Annotated in this window: 24 protein-coding genes; 1 reads left to right on the forward strand and 23 read right to left on the reverse strand. The window is 51.8% G+C overall.

The genetic code is table 11. From position 1 onward, the window contains the following. Positions 1 to 248 precede the first annotated feature (248 nt). The 20 genes from hisH to AMM33_RS20645 all read right to left on the reverse strand — a co-directional run bounded on the left by hisH (position 249) and on the right by AMM33_RS20645 (position 18,516). Positions 249 to 863 carry an imidazole glycerol phosphate synthase subunit HisH gene (hisH, locus tag AMM33_RS20545; protein ID WP_090143104.1) on the reverse strand — a complete coding sequence of 205 codons (615 nt, stop codon included), beginning with the start codon at positions 861 to 863 and terminating at the stop codon, positions 249 to 251. Further along, positions 860 to 1,993 carry an N-acetyl sugar amidotransferase gene (locus AMM33_RS20550; protein ID WP_228768277.1) on the reverse strand — a complete coding sequence of 378 codons (1,134 nt, stop codon included), beginning with the start codon at positions 1,991 to 1,993 and terminating at the stop codon, positions 860 to 862. Before AMM33_RS20550 ends, hisH begins: the two co-directional genes overlap by 4 nt. An 11-nt stretch (positions 1,994 to 2,004) precedes the next feature. After that, the gene (locus AMM33_RS20555; RefSeq protein ID WP_090143106.1) at positions 2,005 to 3,339 is read right to left on the reverse strand and encodes an O-antigen polymerase; all 1,335 of its coding nucleotides are present in this window, start codon (positions 3,337 to 3,339) and stop codon (positions 2,005 to 2,007) included. Between the two features lie 62 nt (positions 3,340 to 3,401). After that, positions 3,402 to 4,661 carry an oligosaccharide flippase family protein gene (locus AMM33_RS20560; RefSeq protein WP_090143107.1) on the reverse strand — a complete coding sequence of 420 codons (1,260 nt, stop codon included), beginning with the start codon at positions 4,659 to 4,661 and terminating at the stop codon, positions 3,402 to 3,404. A gap of 73 nt (positions 4,662 to 4,734) precedes the next feature. Beyond that, positions 4,735 to 5,571 (reverse strand): glycosyltransferase family 2 protein, encoded by an 837-nt coding sequence (locus AMM33_RS20565; protein ID WP_090143108.1) that lies wholly within the window; start codon positions 5,569 to 5,571, stop codon positions 4,735 to 4,737. Positions 5,572 to 5,619: 48 nt separating this feature from the next. Continuing rightward, positions 5,620 to 6,912, reverse strand: a complete 1,293-nt coding sequence (gene wecC, locus AMM33_RS20570) for a UDP-N-acetyl-D-mannosamine dehydrogenase (protein WP_090143109.1) — start codon at positions 6,910 to 6,912, stop codon at positions 5,620 to 5,622. 559 nt (positions 6,913 to 7,471) lie between these two features. Further along, positions 7,472 to 7,783, reverse strand: coding sequence for a type II toxin-antitoxin system RelE/ParE family toxin (locus AMM33_RS20575; RefSeq protein WP_090143110.1), 312 nt, complete (start codon positions 7,781 to 7,783; stop codon positions 7,472 to 7,474). Continuing rightward, entirely contained in the window at positions 7,780 to 8,034 is a 255-nt protein-coding gene (locus AMM33_RS20580) for an antitoxin (protein WP_053176282.1), read from the reverse strand. Before AMM33_RS20580 ends, AMM33_RS20575 begins: the two co-directional genes overlap by 4 nt. Before the next feature lie 150 nt (positions 8,035 to 8,184). Further along, complete coding sequence (locus AMM33_RS20585) at positions 8,185 to 8,586, reverse strand: PIN domain-containing protein (RefSeq protein WP_090143111.1); 402 nt, start codon at positions 8,584 to 8,586, stop codon at positions 8,185 to 8,187. Then, complete coding sequence (locus AMM33_RS20590; protein WP_053176286.1) at positions 8,583 to 8,816, reverse strand: AbrB/MazE/SpoVT family DNA-binding domain-containing protein; 234 nt, start codon at positions 8,814 to 8,816, stop codon at positions 8,583 to 8,585. Before AMM33_RS20590 ends, AMM33_RS20585 begins: the two co-directional genes overlap by 4 nt. Before the next feature lie 89 nt (positions 8,817 to 8,905). Next, positions 8,906 to 9,163 carry a DUF2442 domain-containing protein gene (locus tag AMM33_RS20595; RefSeq protein WP_090143112.1) on the reverse strand — a complete coding sequence of 86 codons (258 nt, stop codon included), beginning with the start codon at positions 9,161 to 9,163 and terminating at the stop codon, positions 8,906 to 8,908. 466 nt (positions 9,164 to 9,629) lie between these two features. After that, complete coding sequence (locus tag AMM33_RS20605) at positions 9,630 to 10,064, reverse strand: type II toxin-antitoxin system VapC family toxin (protein WP_090143114.1); 435 nt, start codon at positions 10,062 to 10,064, stop codon at positions 9,630 to 9,632. Continuing rightward, positions 10,061 to 10,318 carry a FitA-like ribbon-helix-helix domain-containing protein gene (locus tag AMM33_RS20610; RefSeq protein ID WP_090143115.1) on the reverse strand — a complete coding sequence of 86 codons (258 nt, stop codon included), beginning with the start codon at positions 10,316 to 10,318 and terminating at the stop codon, positions 10,061 to 10,063. Before AMM33_RS20610 ends, AMM33_RS20605 begins: the two co-directional genes overlap by 4 nt. A 218-nt stretch (positions 10,319 to 10,536) precedes the next feature. Further along, positions 10,537 to 11,076: a hypothetical protein gene (locus AMM33_RS20615; protein ID WP_090143116.1), complete on the reverse strand. Its 540-nt coding sequence runs from the start codon at positions 11,074 to 11,076 to the stop codon at positions 10,537 to 10,539. Next, a complete protein-coding gene (locus AMM33_RS20620; protein WP_090143117.1) occupies positions 11,076 to 11,387 on the reverse strand; it encodes a nucleotidyltransferase domain-containing protein in 312 nt (103 codons plus the stop codon). The genes AMM33_RS20615 and AMM33_RS20620 overlap by 1 nt, the downstream gene beginning before the upstream one ends. A 148-nt stretch (positions 11,388 to 11,535) precedes the next feature. Continuing rightward, positions 11,536 to 12,711, reverse strand: coding sequence for a GumC family protein (locus AMM33_RS20625; RefSeq protein WP_090143118.1), 1,176 nt, complete (start codon positions 12,709 to 12,711; stop codon positions 11,536 to 11,538). Positions 12,712 to 12,990: 279 nt separating this feature from the next. Beyond that, positions 12,991 to 15,381 (reverse strand): polysaccharide biosynthesis/export family protein, encoded by a 2,391-nt coding sequence (locus AMM33_RS20630; RefSeq protein WP_228768278.1) that lies wholly within the window; start codon positions 15,379 to 15,381, stop codon positions 12,991 to 12,993. Positions 15,382 to 16,403: 1,022 nt separating this feature from the next. Then, positions 16,404 to 17,156, reverse strand: coding sequence for a YdcF family protein (locus tag AMM33_RS20635; protein WP_194945616.1), 753 nt, complete (start codon positions 17,154 to 17,156; stop codon positions 16,404 to 16,406). A gap of 625 nt (positions 17,157 to 17,781) precedes the next feature. Continuing rightward, positions 17,782 to 18,021, reverse strand: coding sequence for a hypothetical protein (locus AMM33_RS20640; RefSeq protein ID WP_194945617.1), 240 nt, complete (start codon positions 18,019 to 18,021; stop codon positions 17,782 to 17,784). Then, positions 18,022 to 18,516, reverse strand: a complete 495-nt coding sequence (locus AMM33_RS20645) for a type I phosphoribosyltransferase (protein WP_194945618.1) — start codon at positions 18,514 to 18,516, stop codon at positions 18,022 to 18,024. It lies immediately after the preceding gene. Between the two features lie 703 nt (positions 18,517 to 19,219). Between AMM33_RS20645 and AMM33_RS20650 the strand changes: the two genes are divergently transcribed. Continuing rightward, entirely contained in the window at positions 19,220 to 19,633 is a 414-nt protein-coding gene (locus tag AMM33_RS20650) for a type II toxin-antitoxin system HicB family antitoxin (protein WP_090143122.1), read from the forward strand. A gap of 355 nt (positions 19,634 to 19,988) precedes the next feature. Here the strand turns inward: AMM33_RS20650 and AMM33_RS20655 are convergent, their stop codons facing one another. From AMM33_RS20655 to AMM33_RS20670, 3 genes are all read right to left on the reverse strand, one after another. Next, positions 19,989 to 20,207: a hypothetical protein gene (locus AMM33_RS20655; protein ID WP_090143123.1), complete on the reverse strand. Its 219-nt coding sequence runs from the start codon at positions 20,205 to 20,207 to the stop codon at positions 19,989 to 19,991. Between the two features lie 203 nt (positions 20,208 to 20,410). Next, positions 20,411 to 20,707 carry a type II toxin-antitoxin system RelE/ParE family toxin gene (locus tag AMM33_RS20665; RefSeq protein ID WP_228768279.1) on the reverse strand — a complete coding sequence of 99 codons (297 nt, stop codon included), beginning with the start codon at positions 20,705 to 20,707 and terminating at the stop codon, positions 20,411 to 20,413. Next, positions 20,704 to 20,994 (reverse strand): CopG family ribbon-helix-helix protein, encoded by a 291-nt coding sequence (locus tag AMM33_RS20670; protein ID WP_090143124.1) that lies wholly within the window; start codon positions 20,992 to 20,994, stop codon positions 20,704 to 20,706. The genes AMM33_RS20665 and AMM33_RS20670 overlap by 4 nt, the downstream gene beginning before the upstream one ends. Positions 20,995 to 21,165: the final 171 nt, after the last annotated feature.

Here is a 21,165-nt window from a genome sequence, read left to right on the forward strand (position 1 = left end):
CCCCCCCSAATCAGAAGACGGCATACGAGATTCAACTGCCAAGCTGCGCAGCAGCGGCATATTGGGTGCACGTCCCTCTGCCGTTGCATCTATGTCGACAAACATCAGCTCATCGACTTCTTTCTCATTGAAAATTTTGACCGCATTGAGTGGGTCACCCACGTATTTTGACTCTTGAAACTTGCGAGTTTTAATCAAGCCACCTTGATGCAGAAGCAAGCATGGAATAATTCGAGATCGCAGCATGTTCAGATCCGGGAAAAGTTACGAAACACGGCCACACCGTTTGAATGACTTTTTTCAGGATGGAACTGGAAGCCAAAAACATTTCCGGCGACCACGCCACAAGGTAATTCGTTGCCGTATTTCACAGTGGCCATCACACTGTCTGGATTTGCCGCATCAAAGTAGTAACTGTGCAAGAAATAAAAGCCTTGCTCACAGTCAACTTCGTCAAATATTGGTGGGTTACCTGTCATCTTTATTGAGTTCCACCCCATATGCGGCAGCTTAAGGCGGCTAGTTAAAGTTGCGGGGTCAATGCGCCGAATGTGGCCGGGAATCCAACCTAAACCTGGCAGCACGCCTTCATCACTTGAATCGCCAAGGATTTGCATGCCAACACATACCCCCATGATCTTCTTGCCATGCTCATGCACCTCGTCATTGAGCAAGTTGACCAGCCCAGAATCCCTGAGTGTTCGCATGGTCGTATCAAAGGCACCAACGCCTGGCAGAACATAGCGGTCCGCAGAGCGCAGCTCTGCGTGATCACGCGTAATGAGATGTGGAACTTTCAAGCGTTTGAAGATATCTGCAATAGCCGCAACATTTCCCGAACCGTAATCGACAATTGCAATCATCGCTTCACAGCCCTTTCTATTCCAAGCGCCTTCAGGGTTTTGGCACCAAGATCAAACAACCACTCTTGATTTTTGTAGTCCTTGTAGGTTTTAAGTGGCATCTCGTGAAAACCGCGCAACTCTTGAACACTGATGCCAAGCTTTGTTGCGATGTACTCGAAATCTTCATCAATGGTGGCAGGGTCATAAGCGGGCTGCTTCAAGCGCTCAAGCGCCTCTTCCCGCGTCATCTGGCCCGTCAAAATCAGGCTGGAGTACTGCACGCGACGCGTGTCGTAGCCAAACCGTGTAGGCAGCCAATAGCCTTCATAAAAGCGCGTAAAGCGGGACTCGAAGTGCTTCTGAGGGTACGGACGCCAGCCATAAGTATCTGCCAGAACCTTGCTTGCGTGCTGCTTGGTATATGGCATCAGGTTCAAGGGTTTCACAACCTGAACCCCACGAATGTAGCGAAGATATACCTTGTGAAACAGGACAGAGCTGAACGGGTACGTTTTCAACTCAACAGTTCCAAACTTGCGATGGATGTCCTTGATCTGTGCCATGTCTGTGCCGTAGTACAACCACTCCTTAGGGTTGCGCACGCATTCAGTGGCATAGTTTCCACCATTCACGATGTACTTGATGCCATGCTTGTTTGCGAAGTGGTACAGCGTCGCAACGAAGGCGTGGTCTTGCGGGATATCAAGATGGGGTACACCAGATTTGAAGAATGCGAGCTGAAAGTCACGCATTTCGTTCCAGTTAATGACCTCTGTGTATAGGTCAAGCCCAAGCTTCTCGACAAGCATCTGGATGTTATTAACGGCCAGATCAGTGTTCCAGCCACCGTCCACATGAAAGACCAGCGGGCGCAGCCCGAACTCAGTCACTGCAAGATGCAGCAAGTAAGAACTGTCTAGGCCTCCGCTCATGCCCATGATGCAATCAAATGGTTTGCCTTTGCCTGAAGCCTTGATTTGCGAAACTGTCTCGCGAAACATGGCAGCCCCCTTTTCGTTAGGGTGCCAATTGGGCAACACATCTCTCTTGAAGCCCAAACAGTGATCACAGACACCAGCGTCATCAAAGATGATTTGGCTGTCGCTTGTATCCATCACGCAGCTTGTACAAACTTGGTAGTTTTTCACTATTGATTACCTTATGTATTGTGTGTTTGGTTTATTTGATAATTACAGCAAATCTTGCTGTTCATGTAAAGAATTAATGCAGTAATGAAAAAACTAGCAAAAACACTATTCCAGATGAATAAGCTTATTATGAATGAGGAGTAGATGTATCCGAGAAGATGCACATAGAACGCAGCGCTCAGCCATGGCCGACGATGTATAATTAATAAAAAATACATTAAATGCGAAATTATACCGGCGAAAATCATTACTAATAATGAACCAATTATGCCGAAATCTAAAATCAGCCCGCGATAGTGTGTATAGATGTTTGTTTGGAGCAATTCACCAAGGTAATAATAGTCGTCATAGACGCCAGGTGGTGCAACCTTTGTTGTTCCGAAAAGATTAAAAAGGGACATAAAAGTATAAAAACCATTCGAATCGGTTATGGATGCATAAGCCATAGATCCTCCCCCCGTAGTGATCGATGCAAACCAGTCAGCGAATGCGTATAAGTGCCCGGATGAGTATGATAAAAAATAGTAGTGGAGTTTATCGAGGATAAAAAGGTATCCAGATTCAGTATCAATACCGCGAGCGATAAACGATACAGCAGTAACGAAAATTATAACCGGAATCCAAATCAATGCTCTTACAATCAACCTTGGCTCCACTATCGGAACAAATCTGCCATTATTGATTTTTGAAAGTAGCATTCCACCCCAAAACAAGACCAATGTAAGGAACAATGTACCTTTGGCTGCTTCAACAAGCATCATCAGTACTGATGACGCAATAGACACAAGAATCAAATAAATACCTGATTCTGTCTTGGGCTTAGCTCCATATAATACACCACCAAGAATGGCTGTAGGATAGGTAAGAACAATAGAAGCTTGGGCGGCAATGTTGCGCTCTAGATCGCCACTATATCTCTTACTCATATATTCTCCACTAGTGTCTAAAAGATTAAATAATATATCATAATAAGATATACCTTGAAGACCCCAATTGATGGTGGTCGCCAGAATTGCTAGTGCACCAATTAATAAAAAGGCTCGCTTTAGAAATTTTGACCGGTAATTAGACTTTACTGTGTGCAATCGGTTGGTGTATTGAGCAGCTTTCCAGTCAAATGCACATGCCGTAATTGAAAACAAAATGCAAGACAATAAAATATAACCGATTCCCAGAGGATTTACTTCAGCCCCAGGCGCCGCAATAAGTGGAATGGCAGTGTATACAAACCAAAAAAGACCATACAAGCAAGCTGGGATTAACCACGAGCCAGCAAGTAGTCGCACCAGCCAAGCCTGTGTGAGTATAGATACTGCAAAACAGATCGCTAAAAATTTTTCAGGCATTTTCGCCCAATAAGAAACAAATTATAAAAAACTTATAATTATTACTTTCTTGAACCACTTCATTATTCATTGTATATATTCACATACCTGCGAAAAATCAAGAGCAGCAATACACCCTCCGCAAAAGTAAAACTAATAGCTGCTCCTGTCGCACCGGCATTTTTACTTAGAATTAAACAAATAAATATATTCATAACACCAGTTATTACAATTGAATTCCGCAAATATCGTTGGTGACCGAGAAAGTTTAGACCCGCAGAGCCCAGTACGAAATTGACTATTCCAAAAAAGGCAGCCGGAATCATCAATACAATAAGGGAAAAAATGGATTCATGCAATGGCCATCTTTCCGATTTAAGTGTTGCTGGAATAATATAGATCCAGCACGCAAGAAAAGTAACAACACTTGCGCACAAGAACAGCAACTGCGGTAACAACAACGGAAAAAGCAAGCGTAGCGCTTTAATGTCCGCTGCGGGGTGGAGTGCTAGGGATCTTAGTATCTTCGGAAAGAAGAGCTGCGTAAGTGGTCTCATCGCAGTTTGAATAGCTTTCGTTAATTTTTCCGCAATTGAATATATCGAGATAACACCAGTACCAGCACCAATTATGCTGAGAAGAAGTGTGTTTGCATCCCGATATAGCGTCACGGCGAGATTGCCTATGAAGATATCCTTGCCTTGGAGAAGAATTGAGCCGATTTTCATTTTGAATGGGCTCTGAAGTTGCATCTGCAGATTCTTTCGTACGTATATGAGCGTTAATATAGCGGCTGCAACATAACAAACTCCAATAGTGAGCGGTATAAGTATTACATCATTCGAGCTTGTTACAAAGATGATAATAACCCCCACAGCCGTGAGGCGGCTCGATAAGACTATTGCTGCAAGTGCAAAGTTCTTCTCGATGGCTTGGAACAGCCAGTTAGGTTGAACAGCATAACTTAAGGGTAGTAGCATCCAAGCTGCAAGAAGTACCGTTGTAGTGGAATCTGAAATTAACCAAGTAAAAAAAACTGCTGACGTTGCAGACAGCGTAAATAAAACAAGACGCGCATAAAAAACCTCGCTATACACTGCCTCGATTGCAGCTTTGTCACGCCTTAAATCAAGTTTTATTATTCGGGATGGTCCGTCAATTTCAAAGCTATACAGCGTCACTGCAATTACAAAAATTGCAATCGCTTCAGTTGTAACAAGTGCTGCATATTTATTTGGACCAAGCGTAAAAAGTGCAAAAGGGAAAATAACCAACGGTGTCACAGCGTTTGCAGCTTGAATCGTGAGGAGTGACATCCAGTTAATTACATCTGCGCGCGCCATTTATTCTTCTCGGTTAATATCTCATCTACTTCACTTGAATGCAGAGCGTACATAATAAAGCAGGAATCTTGCATTACAGCATATTAAATGGATTTATGTATTTACGGTAAACCAAATGTGCCTCACGAGCTAGTTGCCAGAGTTTCCGTGAGGGTATAGATTGAAGACTACCATGCCAACAATGCGTAACCTGAATTGTCGGGCTGTAATACACCCGCAAGCCGCGATCGGACAGCTGCTTACTAAGAAAATACTCCTCACCCATCAAAAAAGTGGGCGCCCAAAGTTCTTCAAAATCGGCAAAAAACTTCGGACCGAGTAAATAACAGGATCCGTGCCCTTGATAGATGTACTGGGCGTTCTCATAGTGAAGTTCATCTGAGCGGTCTGTTAGCCGTTTTGATTTCCTAGCGAACCAAAGGATTAGTTGCGCAAGGTGATAGTTCGAGTAGTAAACGTCATAAACGATCTCTCGCGTCTTGCTGATCGTCCGGATTACGTGAGGGTTTTGATGCTCACCGTCCAGAGTGACTATATCCGGTGAAACTACGGCATGCGAATCTAGCAGGTCGCGATTATCCTCCACTTGACTACAGAACTCTGGTGCGAACACGAGATCATTGTTGCCAATGACAAAGTACTCAAAATCGGGGTATTTGGACCGCATGTGTCGAATACCGCAGTTCAACCCAGGGAAATAACCTACGTTCTCGTCGTTGAGTATCAAATCAACGCACGAAAACTCGGATGCGAGTGCATGCAGGGTCGCACGATGTTCCGGGGTCGACAGGTTGTCCACAACGACCACACGCAATTCATGGCAGTCATCCGAACTGGCGGCGAGTGAACGAACAGCGTCCACCGTGAAATGGCTATTATTGAAGTTGGTACAGACGTATCCCAGTTTCATGTCAAACGCCCCCAATAGTCAGACCATGCATCAGATAGGCTACGCGGTTCATTTCACACCGCCGAGTCCGCAAGCGTTGACAGAAATCTTGTTGCTCCAAGTCACAGGGGCTTCCTGGAAAGCTTTGTGTCCGACGAGGAAAACCGCAATCTGTGCTTGCTCCAAAGCAACTTGATCGCACACAAGCGTAGCGCGTTTACTAAGTGCTGCGGGGATACGATCTACATGAGGCTCTACAACTAGCAACCCACCTGGATGGGCCTCGCCCAGAAGTTGAGCGATCCGAATAGCTGGACTTTCGCGTAGATCATCAATATCAGGCTTGAAGGCGAGTCCGTAACAAGCAATGGTCACCTCTTTGGCAGTCTGATCGGGATTTGCCATCAGATAGCTGGCAACCGCGAGCTTCACTTTTTCGATGACCCATTCTGGTTTACTGTCATTGACCTCGCGCGCGGTCCGGATCAGTTTTGCCTCGTCGGGTGTTGCGCTCACAATGAACCACGGGTCTACAGCAATACAGTGCCCGCCGACCCCTGGGCCCGGTTGCAAGATATTCACGCGCGGGTGGCGGTTGGCCAGCTTAATAAGTTCCCACACATTAATTCCAAGTTTGTCGCAGATCATGGACAGTTCGTTGGCGAAAGCGATGTTGACATCACGGAAGCTGTTTTCAGTGAGTTTGCACATCTCTGCTGTACGCGCATTGGTAATAACGCATTCTCCTTGTACGAAAGTTTTGTAAAGGCGTGCCGCAGCCTCTGAACAAAGAGGTGTCATTCCTCCAATCACGCGATCGTTTTGCACCAGTTCGCGAAGGACTTGGCCTGGCAGAACGCGTTCAGGGCAATGAGCCACACGTATGTCGCTGGCATCGCCATGCGTCTGCGGGAATGTCAGGTCGGGCCGGGTTGCAGCCAGCCAAGACGCCATCTGTTCTGTAGCCCCCACCGGGGAAGTAGATTCCAGAATGACCAGATCACCCTTTTTGAGCACCGGTGCGATGGACCTTGCGGCAGACTCAATGTAGTCCAAGTCTGGGTGGTGCGGACCAGATGGGCCCTCTTTGAAGGGAGTAGGCACAGCTATGAGGAAAGCATCAGCTGGTTCGGGTTGGGTGGTAGCCCGCAAGTAACCCTCTGTCACCGCAGCGTGAACAACCATGTCCAGATCGGGCTCGACGATGTGGATTTCGCCGCGGTTGATGGTGTCCACTGCTAGCTGGTTCACGTCCACACCAATGACTTTGACTTTGCGGCTTGCAAAGACTGCGGCGGTGGGCAGGCCAATGTAACCTAGGCCAACGATGGAGACAGTATTGAATTCTTTTTCTTGGTGCATGCTTTTATTTCTTCCACTTTTTACGAATGCGCTTACACGCTAAACCATCGCAGTAAGGGTTGTGCCCGCGTGCCGTGGGGTTATGTGCTCTTACTTCGGTAAGCAGCCTCCGTGTCTGCTTGTCGGGGCTGAAGCCGACGACCTACAGGGTGTTGCTTTTTGTAGGTCGGTGGTCGTAGACCCCGACATGGGGCCTGCGCCAGAGCTTGTAAACGTCGGACTCTTCGAGTACCGACCTACGGTTCAAGTCAACGTCGGACTCTTCGAGTACCGACCTACGGGGAGTTTGGTTTTTGTACGTTTGTCGGGGCTTAAGCCGCCGACCTACGGGGTGTTGGTTTTTGTAGGTCGGTGGTCGTAGACCCCGACATGTGGCCTGTGCCAGAGCTTGTAAACGTCGGACTCTTCGAGTACCGAACTACGGGGTGTTGGGTTTTTGTACGTTTTTCGGGGCTGAAGCCGAGGACCTACGGGGTGTTGGTTTTTAGGTCGGTACCTTCAGGTCCGACATTTTTTTCAGAAGCTATTTATTTGCCAGATTGGTTATTGGCAATGTCGATCACTTCAATCTTGATTTCAAACGATCAACCATCTCCATGCGCTCATGCAATATGGCAAGAATGAGCGCGGGCTGTCCAACTTGCGGTAGGCAAAAAATGAAATGTTGACCGACCCATTTCACCCTAAGACCTGGATAGAGATCGTCTCTTGTGCGAAAGACACCCTTGCTCAGCGCCACTTCTGTCGCAGCGCTTTCGATTTGAGCGACATAGGCTCTGCACTGTGCCTCACCCCATGTTTGGACACTGTAACGAACGATATTTCGTAAATCAGCGGCAGCACTTCGGGTGAGGATGTATGGCAGTGTCATTGTCTGAGGGCTGTTTTCAACTCGGCCTCAGCAATGGCTGAAATGCTGTCTTGAACGCATTCTCCGCGCTGAGCTTGTGCAACACGCTCAGCAAGCAGAGCTTTGATTTCTTGCAAGGCCTCATCTTCTGTGGTTGCAGATGGAAAAAGGCGTTCCAAGGTGTATTGCTTGATACTTTTTCCGGCCAAAGCGGCAAGAGCTTTGAGCGATTGGTGCTGTTGCTCGGTGACGTCAATGGTGAGTCGGCTCATGTTGTTGGCTCCGAAATCGTTTGAAGTGGGTGCCAGTATTTCACAAATGTGGGTTTGTGCATATGTGGTGAGGTACGTCGGACAATTTGGCTGCCCTTTGATTTCAAGTCGGGGCTAAAGCCGCCTACCTACGGGGTGTTGGTTTGCCGCTTAATGCTGGGTAAACGGGTTTTTGATGTGTATGCCCAGCAGCGTTTGGCCGTTGTGCATGTCTTCGCTCATGAGCGTGTTGGCTCCACAGGCTTTTGCAGCGGCCACTATATGGGCGTCATAAAAAGACAAATGGTGTTGCTCTGCAATCTGCATAGCTTGGGCGTGAGTTTCAACCGTGAGGGGCACAATTTGGCAGTGGGCTTTGACGGCGTTCAGCACGTCATGAATCTCTGGCCAGGACAGCTTGAGTTTGCGCAAACAGACGGAGGTGACTTCATTGAGAACTTGCACGCTGATGCTGGGCATTGAGCTCAACAAGGTTTCTGCAATGTCTGCCTTGCGTGTGTCTGCGGAAAGCAAATAAAGAATGACGTTGCTGTCCAAAAACGTGATGGTCATTGTTCTTCGTTGGCTTGCAGACGGTCAAAGTGAAAGTCGGCAGGCAGTCGGCCTCGCATTTGGCGCAGACGGGCCAGCAATTCGACTCGCCCCGGTTTTTTGCTGACTTCAAAGTTTTTTTCACCGACCAGATGCAGCTCGATTTCTTCACCTTCTTTGAGGTCGAGCGCAGCGACCAGGCTTGCCGGAAAACGCACTGCAAGAGAATTTCCCCATTTAGCGACTTGCATGTTTGAGTCCTCCTGGATATACAAATTTTAATTGTATATCCACTCACACCTGGTGTTGGTTTGTGGGCTGGTCTAAAGGTAGTTGCCGTTCAGGCCGCTTTTTGACTTTGTGTTTGCAGCAAGTGAAACAAAAATTCGGGCGCGAAGTCTGCTCCGTTAGCCCAGACCACAGTGCCCATTTCGTCGTTTTGATGCGCGGTGGCAAAGAGTTGTTCGTCTTTGAGGGGCTCAAACACTTCACCCCACAGTTCATTTTGCAGACATACCTCACCCGCCGTGCCGTTGTTGAATTGGATGTGCAAGCGGTAGCCAGGCAGGACGTCAATTTTGGTCGTGTGCAGGAACATGTTTCACTCCGTTTGTCAGCCCACTTCATGAAGACCACGATACCCAGAAAACGGCTGAGTTCAGGCCTGTTGATCAGGAGTCAGTTGCATGATGATGATTTTGTCATATTTGCCAACCGGCTCATGTCGGGGCTAAAGCCACCGACATACGGGGTGTTGCGTTTCGTAGGTCGGTGGTCGAAGACCCCGACATGGGGCCTGCGCCAGAGCTTGTAAACGTCGGACTCTTCGAGTACCGACCTACGGGTCAAGTCAACGTCGGACTCTTCGAGTACCGACTTACGGGGTGTTTGGTTTTCGTACGTTTATCGTGGCTGAAGCCACCGACCTGCGTGGTGTTGGTTTTGTAGGTCGGTGGTCGAAGACCCCGACATGGGGCCTGCGCTAGAGCTTGTAAACGTCGGACTCTTCGAGTACCGACCTACGGGGAGTTGGTTTTTTGTAAATTGGGGTCGATTCCAATTATTCAGTGGTGAAGCCAGGGGTTGATGAGTTGCAGGTCATCGATGCCTTCAAAGTCTTTGGTGTTACGAGTCACCAGGGTCAAATTGGCTTGCAAGGCGATGGCGGCAATTTGTGCGTCGGCGGTGTCTATAGGTCTGCCAGCTAACTGGCGTTGCGCCCTGATCATGGCGTAGCGGCCTGTGGCCTGCCCTCCAAAATCGATGCATCTGCCCAAAAAGTCTTCTTCAAAGATTTGACATGCCGCCAGCGCCATGGCTTCGCGGCGTTTGCCTGCGGGCAAGAGAGCAATGCCTGCCAAAATTTCTGCTTGGGTGATGGCACTGGTTTGCATCAAATTGGCGTTTTGTCCAGCGAACCAGGCCAACACTTGGGGTGCCGGGTTTTCGCGCATGAGTTCCGAAAGGACGTTGGTGTCAATGAGGAAGCCTGCGCTCATGCGGGGTCAAAGTTCGGGACCGGACGAGCGGGCAAGCGTTCTGTCACAGGCAGGTCATCGGCACCCAGGCCTTTGAAGCGCTGGTTGATACGAAGTGCAAAGTCCAGGCCGCTGGAGGGGGTGGTTTCAGCAGCGAGTGTGTTTTGCAAGATGTTCCTGACTTCTTGCTCCATGGACAAACCGTGACGCGCAGCACGCAGGCGCAAGCTGGCTTTGAGCTTGTCGTCGAGGTTGCGTATGGTGATGCTGCTCATGGGGCGGCCTGTATAAATGATTGCAATGATTTCATTGTAATCATCTGTTGGCTTACGTCGGGGCTGAAGCCGCCGACCTACGGGTCAAGTCAACGTCGGACTCTTCGAGTACCGACCTACGGGGAGTTGGTTTTTCGTAGGTCGGTGGTCGAAGACCCCGACATGGGGCCTGTGCCAGAGCTTGTAAACGTCGGACTCTTCGAGTACCGACCTACTGTTTAAGTTGTGCTCAGGGTGATCGCATCAAATTCCTGACTGAAGTCAGCACTCAAGGGGCTGACGCTCAGGACTTGCTGCGTATAAGTGACAAATGCTCTGGCGGTTTGGTAAAGCATTTCTTGTTGTTCATACAAGGCGTTGAAATGGTCGGCAACAAGGTCGTAATCGGTTTCATAGTCGTGGGCTGCTAGATTTCTAGCAGCTCTGGCGATTTGCCAAGCCTCTAGAGACTGAACCACACCTGCCTTTTCGAAAATGGCCAGCACTTTGATGAAACTGTCAGCCTGTTCACCAGACAAGACCAAACTGTGGCGCATGGCAGCACCCAGCGTGTCTTGCAGTTTGGCAAAGCGTTCGTTGATAGCGGCCAATGCTTCAAAGAGTTCTTTGTCTTTTTTGTTTTGGGCCAAGAAGCTTCCGCTGATGGGCCATTGCAGTGTTTGACTGGATGCATCCAGGAAATACACGCATCGCTGGATGGCTTCCAGCAAACCAGACAAGTGGTGCTTTTCTGCATTCAAAGGGCTGGGTGGTTTCATCACTGGGCCCGTGTTGGTGGCTTGAGTCGAACTGCTCGGGCGCGGGCAATCGTTTCAAAAGCACCAGCAGCTCGCCCCCTTTGGACCATAAGAATGTCAACGGGTAGTTGCAGAGCGGTTTCGACTTGGTATTTGATCTTCGCGCGGCTCATGATCGAAGCCTTTTTCGAGCTTTCAATCAACAAGTCGATGTCACCGCCTTTGCGATGCTCATCCAGCCTGGAGCCATAAAGCCACACCTGCACGTCATCACCCAGCACAGCTTGAGCCGTACTTTGGATGATTTCGATTTGTGCAGGGGTCAAGCGCATATTGTTAATTTTGACAGAATTCGGGGTTGAAGCCGTTGAGCTTTACGAAGTAGGTTTTTTGTAGGTCGGTGGTCGAAGACCCCGACATGGGGCCTGTGCCAGAGTTTGTCAACGTTGGACTCTTCGAGTACCGACCTACGGGTGAAGTTCAGCGGGTTTTGCCGATGGCTTTGTGCCAGGAGGCTTTGAGGGCGCTGAGTTTTTGGGCGGATTCGGTGTCTTGGTTGGCGTTGCGCAGGGCTTGGCGGATGAACACGAACAGGAGCAGCGCAAAGCCGGTGGCCAGGGTGGCGATGATGGCGATCAGGGCTTTTTTGGGTTTGGCTTTGCGTTCGGGGGGCTGGGCAGCGTCGAGCACCTGCACGACGGCGCCTTCGCGGGCTTCGTCAACCTTGGCCAGTTCGTACTGTTTGGCAAACAACTCGAACAGGGTTTCGTGGTACTTGAAGTCGCGGTATTTGGCCACGTAGTCGCCCTGCCCTGCGGCGTCGCCCGTGGTGTCTTTTTCTTGTTTACCGAGCTGTGCGCGCAAGGTGGCCAGCTCGTTCATGGCTTGCTTGAAGTCGGGGGCGCTTTCGGCCAGGTAGCCGCGCATGGCGCCCAACTTGACTTCTTGGGCGGTGACTTGCGCTTGCAATGCGGCCACACCGGCCACGGCCGATGCGGGGTTGGATTTGAGCACGCTGCCGCTGATGCCGGTGGATTTCAAAGCGGCTTCGGCTTGAATGAGTTTGTCTTTGGACTGGAGCAGTTGTTTTTCAAAGAACACGCGGCGTTGCTGGGCTTCGGTGACGGCCAATTTGCCCAGCAAGGTGCGCAGCTCTTGCACATAGGCGTTGGCCACGTCGGCGGCAAACTGGGGGTCTTTGTCATCAAACTCGGCACTGATCAGGCCGTCTTTGCCTGCGGTGATGCGGGTGTTGGCTTCCAGGCTTTTGCGGGCGTCGGTTTTGAAGTCGGCTTTGTAGCGCTCTTGCAATTTAAAGCGCTCGATCAGGGCGTCTTCGATGGCATTGCTTTTCATGAAGGCAATGTATTGGTCAGACGGGTTTTTAAGACCTGCGGCAGCACCCGCCAGTCCCCCAAAACCGCCCAAGCTGGCGAGCATGCTGGCGGCAGCGCTTTGCTGTTGTTGGGGGGGCAAAAATTGGGTTTTGGCGGTGTAGATGGGGGGGATGACAAAGCTGACGGCCAAGGCCACCACGCCCACGGCCAAGGGGCCAAGCACCAGCAGGCGCAGGTTGTCGACGACGGTTTGCAGCAAGTCAAGCAGGCTGATTTCGTCCTCTTCTGTGTCTGCGGGGTTGTATGGGGTGTCTGTCATGTGCGGTTAGATGTCGGGGCTATCGATTCGGCCCCATGAAGTCTGAGCCGTGTGTTGCCAATTGGAAGGTTTTTGTGGGAGCTTGCCCTGCAAGCGAATAGCCAGTTGTCCACAAGCGTCTGATCGCCAGCAGGGCTAGCTCCCACAAGATTCAAGATAGAAGTCACCCTACAAACTTCACAGGGCCGGACCGATAAAGCCACCGACTTGTGGGAGAGATGGAGTGTTGGGGTTTTGTGGGCAATGTCGGGGCTGAAGCCGCCGACCTACGGAGTGGCATCAATTGCGCAATACCTTCAAGCCCGCAGCCCCCAGGCCGAATTGATAAAACAGCTGCGTCCAGTCTTTGGCGCCCTGAATGAACTGGGTGTACGCGGTGCGGCGGTCCACCAGTTCGGGCACAAACAGCGAGTCGCCGGGGTACATGGGGGTGCGCAAAAAGGCGCCGTGGCCAAAGCCAAGCCAGCTGCGTTGGGCTTTGTTGGCCAGCACGCTGCCGTCGGCGCGTATGAGCAAGACGGCTTCCAGGTCGGCATCGCGCGTGGGGCCTGCTTTTTCAAGGTAGTCACCCACGGTGTGGCTGGCTTTGTGGATGAAGCTGGTTTCAGACAACACGGCCCCAAACACGCCCACAAAGCTGGACTTGTGCGGAATGAGGATGCTGTCGCCGTCTTCCAGGGCCAGCGGGGGCATGACGGGGTCGGTGGGCTCCATCTCCAGGCTGATGCGGCCACTGGCTTTGAGGTTGCGAACGCGATCCAGAAGCGCTTTTTGGGCAGTGATCTGAGCCTGCAGGCTGTTTTTTTCCGCGTCGCTGGCGTTTTGGGCCAGGCTGGCCGATTGGCTGCCGATGTTGGCTTCCAGCTGGCGGGTGGCTTTGTCAAGGTTGGCTTGTTGTTGCAAGCGGGTGCTTTCGCGGGTGAGCACCGTGGCATACAAGAATGAATTGCGGCTCAGGCCCCCTGCCCGCTTGACGACGTCGGGCAAGGTTTCGCCGGGGGCGATTTGGTAAACACCGGGCACCATGACTTCACCGGCCAGGCGCACAAACTGGTTGCGCTTTTCAATGGGCACAGGCAAGTCGCTCACGCCAAAGATGGTGACCACGTCGCCAGGCTGCAGCTGCAGGTTGTTGGCGGGGTCTTTGTCTTTGATGGCTTTGCCCAGGTTGAAGGGAATGAGCACGGTTTTGACTTCTTTGGCGTCCAGCCGCTCGATGGCGGCGTAGTCCCAGTTGATTTCTTCGAGCAGGTTTTTGACATCGCCCGCCACACGGTCCACGCTGATGTTTTTACCGCTTTCAAACTGGACCATGCTGTTTTTGCGGGTGTAGTAGTCGCCTTGAATCAGGGCGGCAGGCTCGGGAATCAAATCGGACACACGCATGCCGGGTTTGAAGCTGTAGCGCAAGGGCGCTGCCACGTTGCCACGCAGGGTCACGGCATTGGAAAACTGTGGGGCGATAGGCAACAAGGTGACCATGTCACCGTCGCGCACGGTGGTTTGCAGGCCAGCGGCGTCCAGGCTGCGTTCTTGCACGCTGCGGGGGGCCAGATTGTTGGCAGTGTCGATGCGCTCGACCAGGGCTTTGTGCGGCGTGGTCAGCACATTGAGCCCACCGCTGTAGCCCAGCACCGCCTGCAGTGGTTCCTGGGGGGATTTGAGTTCGTAAACGGCCGGGGTGTCCAGGGCGCCCAGCATGGCCACGCGTGGGCCTGCGGGGGGGATGACGATCACGTCACCGGGCAAAAGCTGGGCATCGGCTGCGGTCTGGCCGCTGTGGATGAAGGCGTACAGGTCGAGGGTGGTGATGGTTTTGCCATCGCGCACCAGCTGGATTTGGCGCATGCTGCCGGTGGCAGCGGGGCCACCGCTTTCAAACAGGGTGCTGATCAGGGTGGACAGGCCCGAGACGGTGTAGGCCCCAGGTTTGCGCGCTTGGCCGACCACATAGACCTGGATGCTGCGCAGGCGCCCGAGGGTGGCGTTGAGTTCGAAGTTATTGAACACGCGGCCCACTTGGGCTTTGAGCTGCTTTTCGAGTTGGTCGGCACGGGTGCCGGCCACGGTGACGGGGCCGACTTTGGGGATGGTGATTTGGCCGTTGCGGTCAACGGTCAGGCGAATGGCGGTGTCGATGGAGCCCCAGAGTTTGAGGTCGATATCGTCACCGGGGCCGACCACGTAGTTGGCCGGCACGGGCACGTTGGTCAGCGAATTGAAGTTGTTGCCGTTGAAGAGGTTGTAGCCATAAAGCGGCAAGGCTTGGCCCGATACGGTGGCCACAAAGCGCTGAAACTGATTGGCGGCCAGTGGGGGGGAATCATTTTTAAGGCCCTGGGGGGCTGTGGGACCGGTGCCCTGCCCTATGTCAGAAAAGCCGGCGCCGGGAGTGCGGGCTGAGTCCGCAGCGCTGGGGCTTTGCAAGTTTGGCAAACCATTGCCTCTGGCCGTTGCGCTATCCAAGCCCAACATGCCGCCCATGGCAGAAAGTGTGGGGGCCGCAGGTGTGGCCGCTACAGGTGTGACGGCCGCAAGTGTGACGGCTGAAATGTTGCTGGCATCTGCAGCCATGGCGCGCTGTGCCAAGGCCTGCGGCGCTGTGCCTGCAACCCACAACACGCCCAGGCCAAGCTGGATGAGTGATTGCAGGGCGTGTGAAATTTTCATGGCGTCGAGAAACAAGAAATGGTGTTTGCGAATGGTCAGAAAGTGGAGCGGGCAGGCTACCGCAGTGCCCGGTGCTGTTTGTAGGGCGGGCACTTTCGATTAATTGACATTAGGTTTACGCATCAATTGCGGTAAACTCTTTAAAATAGAAAACTTAATAATTACCAAGTCCTCTTTAAATTTTTAAAAACAACAAAAATTAATTCATTTTTTTAAAAAAATTTTTCGGAAAATATTTCAGGAACAACAGCTGCCACTTTAAAAGAGCAAGACAGATAACGCATCTATCTAATGGTTAAAAATTATTTTGCCGTCACCAATAAAATATTAAATTGCATACAGTGAATATATTTCTTGATTTGAAAATTTCAATATTTAATATTTGCGATAAATTGAATATTTGATACAGGCATGATCACTGAAGAGAATTAATACTCTTTTCAGTCATTAATTCCAAGTACTTGACACGGAGTCGCATCGGCAGCCTATAAAACCAGTCGGCCGACGCAACAAATCCATCTCTTCAACGACTCAGCCCATAAACTGCCAACCCCAGGCACGGTCGATAAGCAGTCAGCGCCTTCCAGAAACAAAAAAAGAGCCATAGGCTCTTTGTTCAAAAAATTCAGGACCCAACCCAGTCCTTGTTCAAGGGAAAGCCATTGGCCTAACTGCTCGGTGCGCGGTTTCTATAGATTCGGCCCGATGAAGTCTGAGCCGTGTGTTGCAAGATTGAAGTCACACGGCAGACTTCACAGGGCCAGATCCATAAACGATGAAACAGAGGGGTCTGCTACTCAGTTTTGTCTTTTCCTGGAAATCTCAGGACAGTGGTGGATCTGAACCCAATTGATCCCATTCAACTCGCGATGACGGCACCCAGTCATTGCGCATCCCCACCCTGTCATTCGCCCCCTACCCGTCAATGCAAGCGAAGCGTGGCAATCCAGTGCTTGGATAACCACCACAACTGAATCGCCGCTCTGAAAGCCCCTCGCGATGGCAGTTCACGTCCACCCCCGTCACCGCGTCACCCCATACACCCCCAAGCCCAGCCACTCATGCAAAGCCGTCTGCCACAGCAACAAGCTGCGGGCCAACGAATACTCGGTCCAAGGCGTGGCATCGCCGGTTCTGAAATCCACCGGATACGCCGTCACCCGGCAACCCACCGCCTCGAACTCGGCCATTGACCGGGGCATGTGCCAGGCCGAAGTCACCAGCAACCACGGCTCTTGGCAGCGCGGCCCCAGCAGCGTGGCCACTTGGCGGGCGTTTTCGCGGGTGGTGCGCGAGGCGGCCTCCAGCTGCACGCGGGCCGTGTCCAGGCCCTGCTGTGTATAAAAAATCCGGGCCAATTCGGCCTCGGTCACCCCCGAGGCCAGCAAACGCCCTTCCCCCCCCGTGAAAATCAATGGCAAATTCGGATGCTGGCGCATCAGCTCCGCCGACACCGTCAAACGCTCTGCCGCATCACCCAAAGGCACCTGCCCATGCGCCAGAAAACTGGCATGGTGATGCGTGGCACCGCCCAACACAATCACCCCCACATGGCGCCCAACGGCCTGCGGGCTCGGCACGGGGTATCGGTTTTCCAGCGGCCGCAACAGCGCATGCGGCAAAGCCTCGAAGCCCAACAGCCCCAGCACAGCCAAGCCAGCCCACAACATGCGCAGCGCAGCCCGCCGCCAAGACACAGACAACAAACTCAGCAGGCAAAGCGCCGCGCACCACCACAAGGCCAGCCAAAACAGGGGCTGGGTGATGGCAGACATCAATTTGGAGAAAAAGAACATAGGGAAAATTTTCACGAACTATTGATCCGGCCCAGTGAAGTACTCAATGGGCAAAGGTTTTGTAGGTCGGTGACTTTAGTTCCGACTTTGCTGGCTTCGGCGTGGGGACTTGTCGGAACTAAAGCGACCGACCTACAGGGTGACGATGCAAAAAATTCAAACATCAGCGTGCCGGATCAATAAAACGGAAAAAAGAGCATGCAGGTTCCATTTTGGGCGAATAAATTGGGATCTGACCCCAATTTACGTCCAGGCCCATGTCGGCGTCTTCGACCATCGAACTACAACATCTTTGCGCATTGAAAAATTCATAGTGCCGAATCAATAGCTACAGCCAGAGACAACACAGCCAAGCCCACCCACAATATGCGCAGCCCCCGCCAAGATACAGACCAGCTCAGCAGACAAAGCGTCGCACCCAACCACACTGCAATCAAAACATGGGCTGGGTGATGGCGGACATCAGTATGGAGAAAACGAACATAGGGAAATTAATCAGGGCGCACAACGACAAAAGAGCCTCGCGGCTCTCTTGTTATAAAAAATTGGGATCTGCCCCAAATGAACTCAAGTTTTGTTCAACAAATGATCCAAGTGACGCTGTTTAAGGCGTACGGGTAATTCCTTTTGAACGTAATCGGCGATCGATTTCTTGCTCTGCCGCAACAAGTCGATTTCGGATGGCGTCAACAGATCGGAAGCCCGCGAGGTATTGAGCCTCGTTGGCGGTAAGTGCATCTGGCTCGATGCCGAAAACATCTGTGAATTCATCATCAAACCTCTCTTTGATCAGTTGAACAAACTTCGCTTTAGGCACCAATTCAGGGTTGCGGCCAGCATTCACCTAGACCACTGCACCTTTGACAATACCGCCATAAAGCTGGATGTAATTGGCCAATTCTGCCAGAGTGCCACCCAAACTGGTCACATCGTCGACAAGAACATACTCAGCCCCAGGCAGCACACGACCAACAAACTGAGCACGCGCTGCCATGCGCTCCATCGGGTCAGCACCGGTGTGATAAACCCTGTCAGACTGAACAATTTCCGTATCTGAAGTGCCGTCAAAAATCTCAGCACAAACCGAGGACAATGTTTGTGGAATGGCATTATCCCCTGTCGCCTCTTGCGCATGAGGCGCAACAAACAACAAGCCTGACCCAAATCGGTAACGCTGTTCGTAAAGCCATGGCACAGCAACAACAATGACCAACTCCAAAGCAGCATCTTGATCACCTGCCTTGGCCAACTTATACGCGGGATGCACTTTGATCTGTTGAACTTGTGTGAACAAGAACAACAACGCCATCTCCGAGGAAAAGCCTTTGGAACGAATCATCTTTTCGAGCCCTTTTTGCAAATCATACGGCCGCAAAGAGCGCCTCTCTCAGAGGGGGCAGGTCAGCCCCAAAAAAACAACCCATCAAACCTGCGCATGCGTCAGCGCATTCGCTGGCCATAAAACCGCATAGGGGGGCCGCGATCATCGCCGCCGCCCCTGCAACACACCACCCGGCATGCGGGTCCACACCGGGCGGTTCAAGAGCGAGAGGTTCTTGGTTTGCCCCCCTCTGTCACGACAGTTGGCCGGTCTCTGGACAAAACAAACCCCAGAACCAAACAAGGCGCCCAAAAAACCACCCAAAGCCGGATTGGCTGTTAGAACAATTGGGATCTGACCCCAATTATTCACTGATCAATAACATGGCTGCAAAACAATTGGGATCTGACCCCAATTTACTCAGAACAACAGTGTCGAAATTCACTCTTGCGAAATGATATTGCAGGCACTATCATTCAAACCATGAACACGGCGACAAAACTACTCAATGCAATGCGCCAAAACCCGAACGATTGGGTCATGGCAAAACTGCTCTGAGTAGCCAAACAGCACGGCTTAGAAGTGCGAAGCACTGGGGGCAGTCATCACGTTTTTTCTCATCCTTCAGAAAAGACCCGTTGTCCGTACCCGCTCATCGGCCTATCAAGGCCATTTACATCAAGCGCTTTGTCGCGCTGATCGACCAGATTCAGGAGCAGTCATGACCGTCAAGACCATTGCCAAAGTAAAGCCCGCTATCCCTTTCGAGGCCTACAGCCATATTGTCAGCCCCATTGATGCGGCAGACGGTGGCGGATTCATGTTCACCATGCCGGACATTCCAGGCGTGATGGCAGACGGTGCAAGCGAACTGGAAGCCATTGCAGATGGCCGGGAGGCGTTTATTGCCACGGTAAGTGCCATGGTGGACATGGGGCAACAAGTCCCTGCCCCCGCGTTCAAGGTAGAAGACTTCACACCTGCATCGGCATCGGGAAAAGTTCTTGCCCGTCTGCCCCGCTCTATGCACCTTCAGTTGACTGCAAGGGCAAAAACTGAAGGCGTGTCACTCAATTCTTTGGTGCTGGCATTCATTGCCGAGGGATTGGGACGTCGCGCTGCAGTGCGCACCTGAATTCAAGGGTCGCAGCTGACCCCCTCTGTCACGACAGTTGGCCGGTCTCTGGACAAAACAAACCCCAGAAACAAACAAGGCGCCCAAAAAACAACCCAAAGGCGGGTTGGCTGTTAGAACAATTGGGATCTGACCCCAATTAATGCTAGAACAATTGGGATCTGACCCCAATTAATGCTACATGCAGGGTGCCTCGGCCCTAACCCAAAGTCGCTACCAGTTCGATTTTTGGGGCAACTGCACGGACCATTTTCTGGATGCCGTGCCCAGGGTTGGCTTGACGGTTGGAAACAATTAACCCCAGCTTTTCAAGCAGGCCGACATCCTTTGTGATTGCTGAACGGTGACGGTGCAGTCATGAGGAGAGCTGACTGATGGTTTGAGGTTCATGCATGACCTCAAGCATCAGTTTGCGACGTGCTTCCGACAAAACCGCAAACATCCGTTGCGGGTCTTCAAACGACAGCGTGACCCGACCGTCAAAGGGCTTACCCTGATCGGCGCGACGTGCCGCATCCTTGGCCCTTGCAAAGAAGCCCGCCACATCGTCCGTTCGCACAACGACTTTGGTCATGACGATTTCCCCTTCAAATTGTTCACGATCTCGACCCACTCCGCCTGAAAACGATCAACCGTGTCATCGTGACTCACATACTCACATGCTTCAACCGACCCCATGTAGTGCCGATGGTGATAGCCGTGTGCATTGTCATAGCCCAGTACTCGACCGTTGTCTTTGCTACAAACCGCTTAGTTGCACTTGGTTGACGCAAAAACTCAATTGGCAAAGCCTGTCAATGCGGGCCACTGCCGAGCGGCATGAAGCACTCGGAGCACGCGCACAGAGTCGGCGGTCGCGTCATAGACCAGGATGTAATTTTTATGGACCACCAGCTCGCGCGTGCCTGCTTCACGTCCAGGCCGCCCCATCCCAGGGTGATCGACCAGCTGCTCAGCCTTCTCATCAAACAACTCATCGATTGCCAGCGCGGCGACTGGGTTGTCGGCCTCGATGTAGTCATAGATTTCGTCGCGGTCTTGTATCGCCTCCGGCGTCCAGAACAACTCCATCATTTAGCAGAGGCCTCAAGCCGTCGTCGCGTTGCTGCACGCTTGGCCGCAAACTTGGCCCTGACTTCAGCCGATGGAATCAGGTTGCCGGCGTTTGCTGATTCGAGGCCAATTTGCACTTGACGGCGAAACCATGCGTCATGCTCCACAGCCTCTTGTTGCTGCCGAACGAAGTCACGCATGAAATCACGCAAAAGCTGTGCGGCGTTGCGGTCACGGCTTTTGGCTGCGGTGGAGAACTCGGACTTCAGAGCCTCATCGACACGAAAAGTAAAGGTTGCTTCGCTCATGGGTCCACCCCTCATGTGTTACAGGATAAATACATGGTAGCACAGCAAGCAACAAGGATGTCACCATGCAGTAGCCCCTTTAGAAGGAGGTCTTGCTCTCAGCCGTCGAGACGACAGAGGAGTAACCCACCAACTTATCAGGGCCCCAATTGAGAGTCACTTGTACGCCTA

Source organism: Limnohabitans sp. DM1 (assembly GCF_001269385.1).
In the GTDB taxonomy this organism is placed as follows: domain Bacteria; phylum Pseudomonadota; class Gammaproteobacteria; order Burkholderiales; family Burkholderiaceae_C; genus Limnohabitans_A.

Bases quoted from the DNA above. Each gene is read 5' to 3' on its own strand.
- AMM33_RS20670 (WP_090143124.1), bottom strand. From the start codon at position 20,994: ATGAGCGAAGCAACCTTTACTTTTCGTGTCGATGAGGCTCTGAAGTCC.
- AMM33_RS20620 (WP_090143117.1), bottom strand. From the start codon at position 11,387: ATGCGCTTGACCCCTGCACAAATCGAAATCATCCAAAGTACGGCTCAA.
- hisH (WP_090143104.1), bottom strand. From the start codon at position 863: ATGATTGCAATTGTCGATTACGGTTCGGGAAATGTTGCGGCTATTGCA.
- AMM33_RS20650 (WP_090143122.1), top strand. From the start codon at position 19,220: ATGACCGTCAAGACCATTGCCAAAGTAAAGCCCGCTATCCCTTTCGAG.
- AMM33_RS20615 (WP_090143116.1), bottom strand. From the start codon at position 11,076: ATGAAACCACCCAGCCCTTTGAATGCAGAAAAGCACCACTTGTCTGGT.
- AMM33_RS20645 (WP_194945618.1), bottom strand. From the start codon at position 18,516: ATGATTCGTTCCAAAGGCTTTTCCTCGGAGATGGCGTTGTTGTTCTTG.
- AMM33_RS20625 (WP_090143118.1), bottom strand. From the start codon at position 12,711: ATGACAGACACCCCATACAACCCCGCAGACACAGAAGAGGACGAAATC.
- wecC (WP_090143109.1), bottom strand. From the start codon at position 6,912: ATGCACCAAGAAAAAGAATTCAATACTGTCTCCATCGTTGGCCTAGGT.
- AMM33_RS20555 (WP_090143106.1), bottom strand. From the start codon at position 3,339: ATGCCTGAAAAATTTTTAGCGATCTGTTTTGCAGTATCTATACTCACA.
- AMM33_RS20560 (WP_090143107.1), bottom strand. From the start codon at position 4,661: ATGGCGCGCGCAGATGTAATTAACTGGATGTCACTCCTCACGATTCAA.
- AMM33_RS20580 (WP_053176282.1), bottom strand. From the start codon at position 8,034: ATGAGCCGACTCACCATTGACGTCACCGAGCAACAGCACCAATCGCTC.
- AMM33_RS20595 (WP_090143112.1), bottom strand. From the start codon at position 9,163: ATGTTCCTGCACACGACCAAAATTGACGTCCTGCCTGGCTACCGCTTG.
- AMM33_RS20665 (WP_228768279.1), bottom strand. From the start codon at position 20,707: ATGATGGAGTTGTTCTGGACGCCGGAGGCGATACAAGACCGCGACGAA.
- AMM33_RS20610 (WP_090143115.1), bottom strand. From the start codon at position 10,318: ATGAGCAGCATCACCATACGCAACCTCGACGACAAGCTCAAAGCCAGC.
- AMM33_RS20575 (WP_090143110.1), bottom strand. From the start codon at position 7,783: ATGACACTGCCATACATCCTCACCCGAAGTGCTGCCGCTGATTTACGA.
- AMM33_RS20590 (WP_053176286.1), bottom strand. From the start codon at position 8,816: ATGCAAGTCGCTAAATGGGGAAATTCTCTTGCAGTGCGTTTTCCGGCA.
- AMM33_RS20605 (WP_090143114.1), bottom strand. From the start codon at position 10,064: ATGAGCGCAGGCTTCCTCATTGACACCAACGTCCTTTCGGAACTCATG.
- AMM33_RS20635 (WP_194945616.1), bottom strand. From the start codon at position 17,156: ATGTCTGCCATCACCCAGCCCCTGTTTTGGCTGGCCTTGTGGTGGTGC.
- AMM33_RS20630 (WP_228768278.1), bottom strand. From the start codon at position 15,381: ATGAAAATTTCACACGCCCTGCAATCACTCATCCAGCTTGGCCTGGGC.
- AMM33_RS20655 (WP_090143123.1), bottom strand. From the start codon at position 20,207: ATGACCAAAGTCGTTGTGCGAACGGACGATGTGGCGGGCTTCTTTGCA.
- AMM33_RS20585 (WP_090143111.1), bottom strand. From the start codon at position 8,586: ATGACCATCACGTTTTTGGACAGCAACGTCATTCTTTATTTGCTTTCC.
- AMM33_RS20565 (WP_090143108.1), bottom strand. From the start codon at position 5,571: ATGAAACTGGGATACGTCTGTACCAACTTCAATAATAGCCATTTCACG.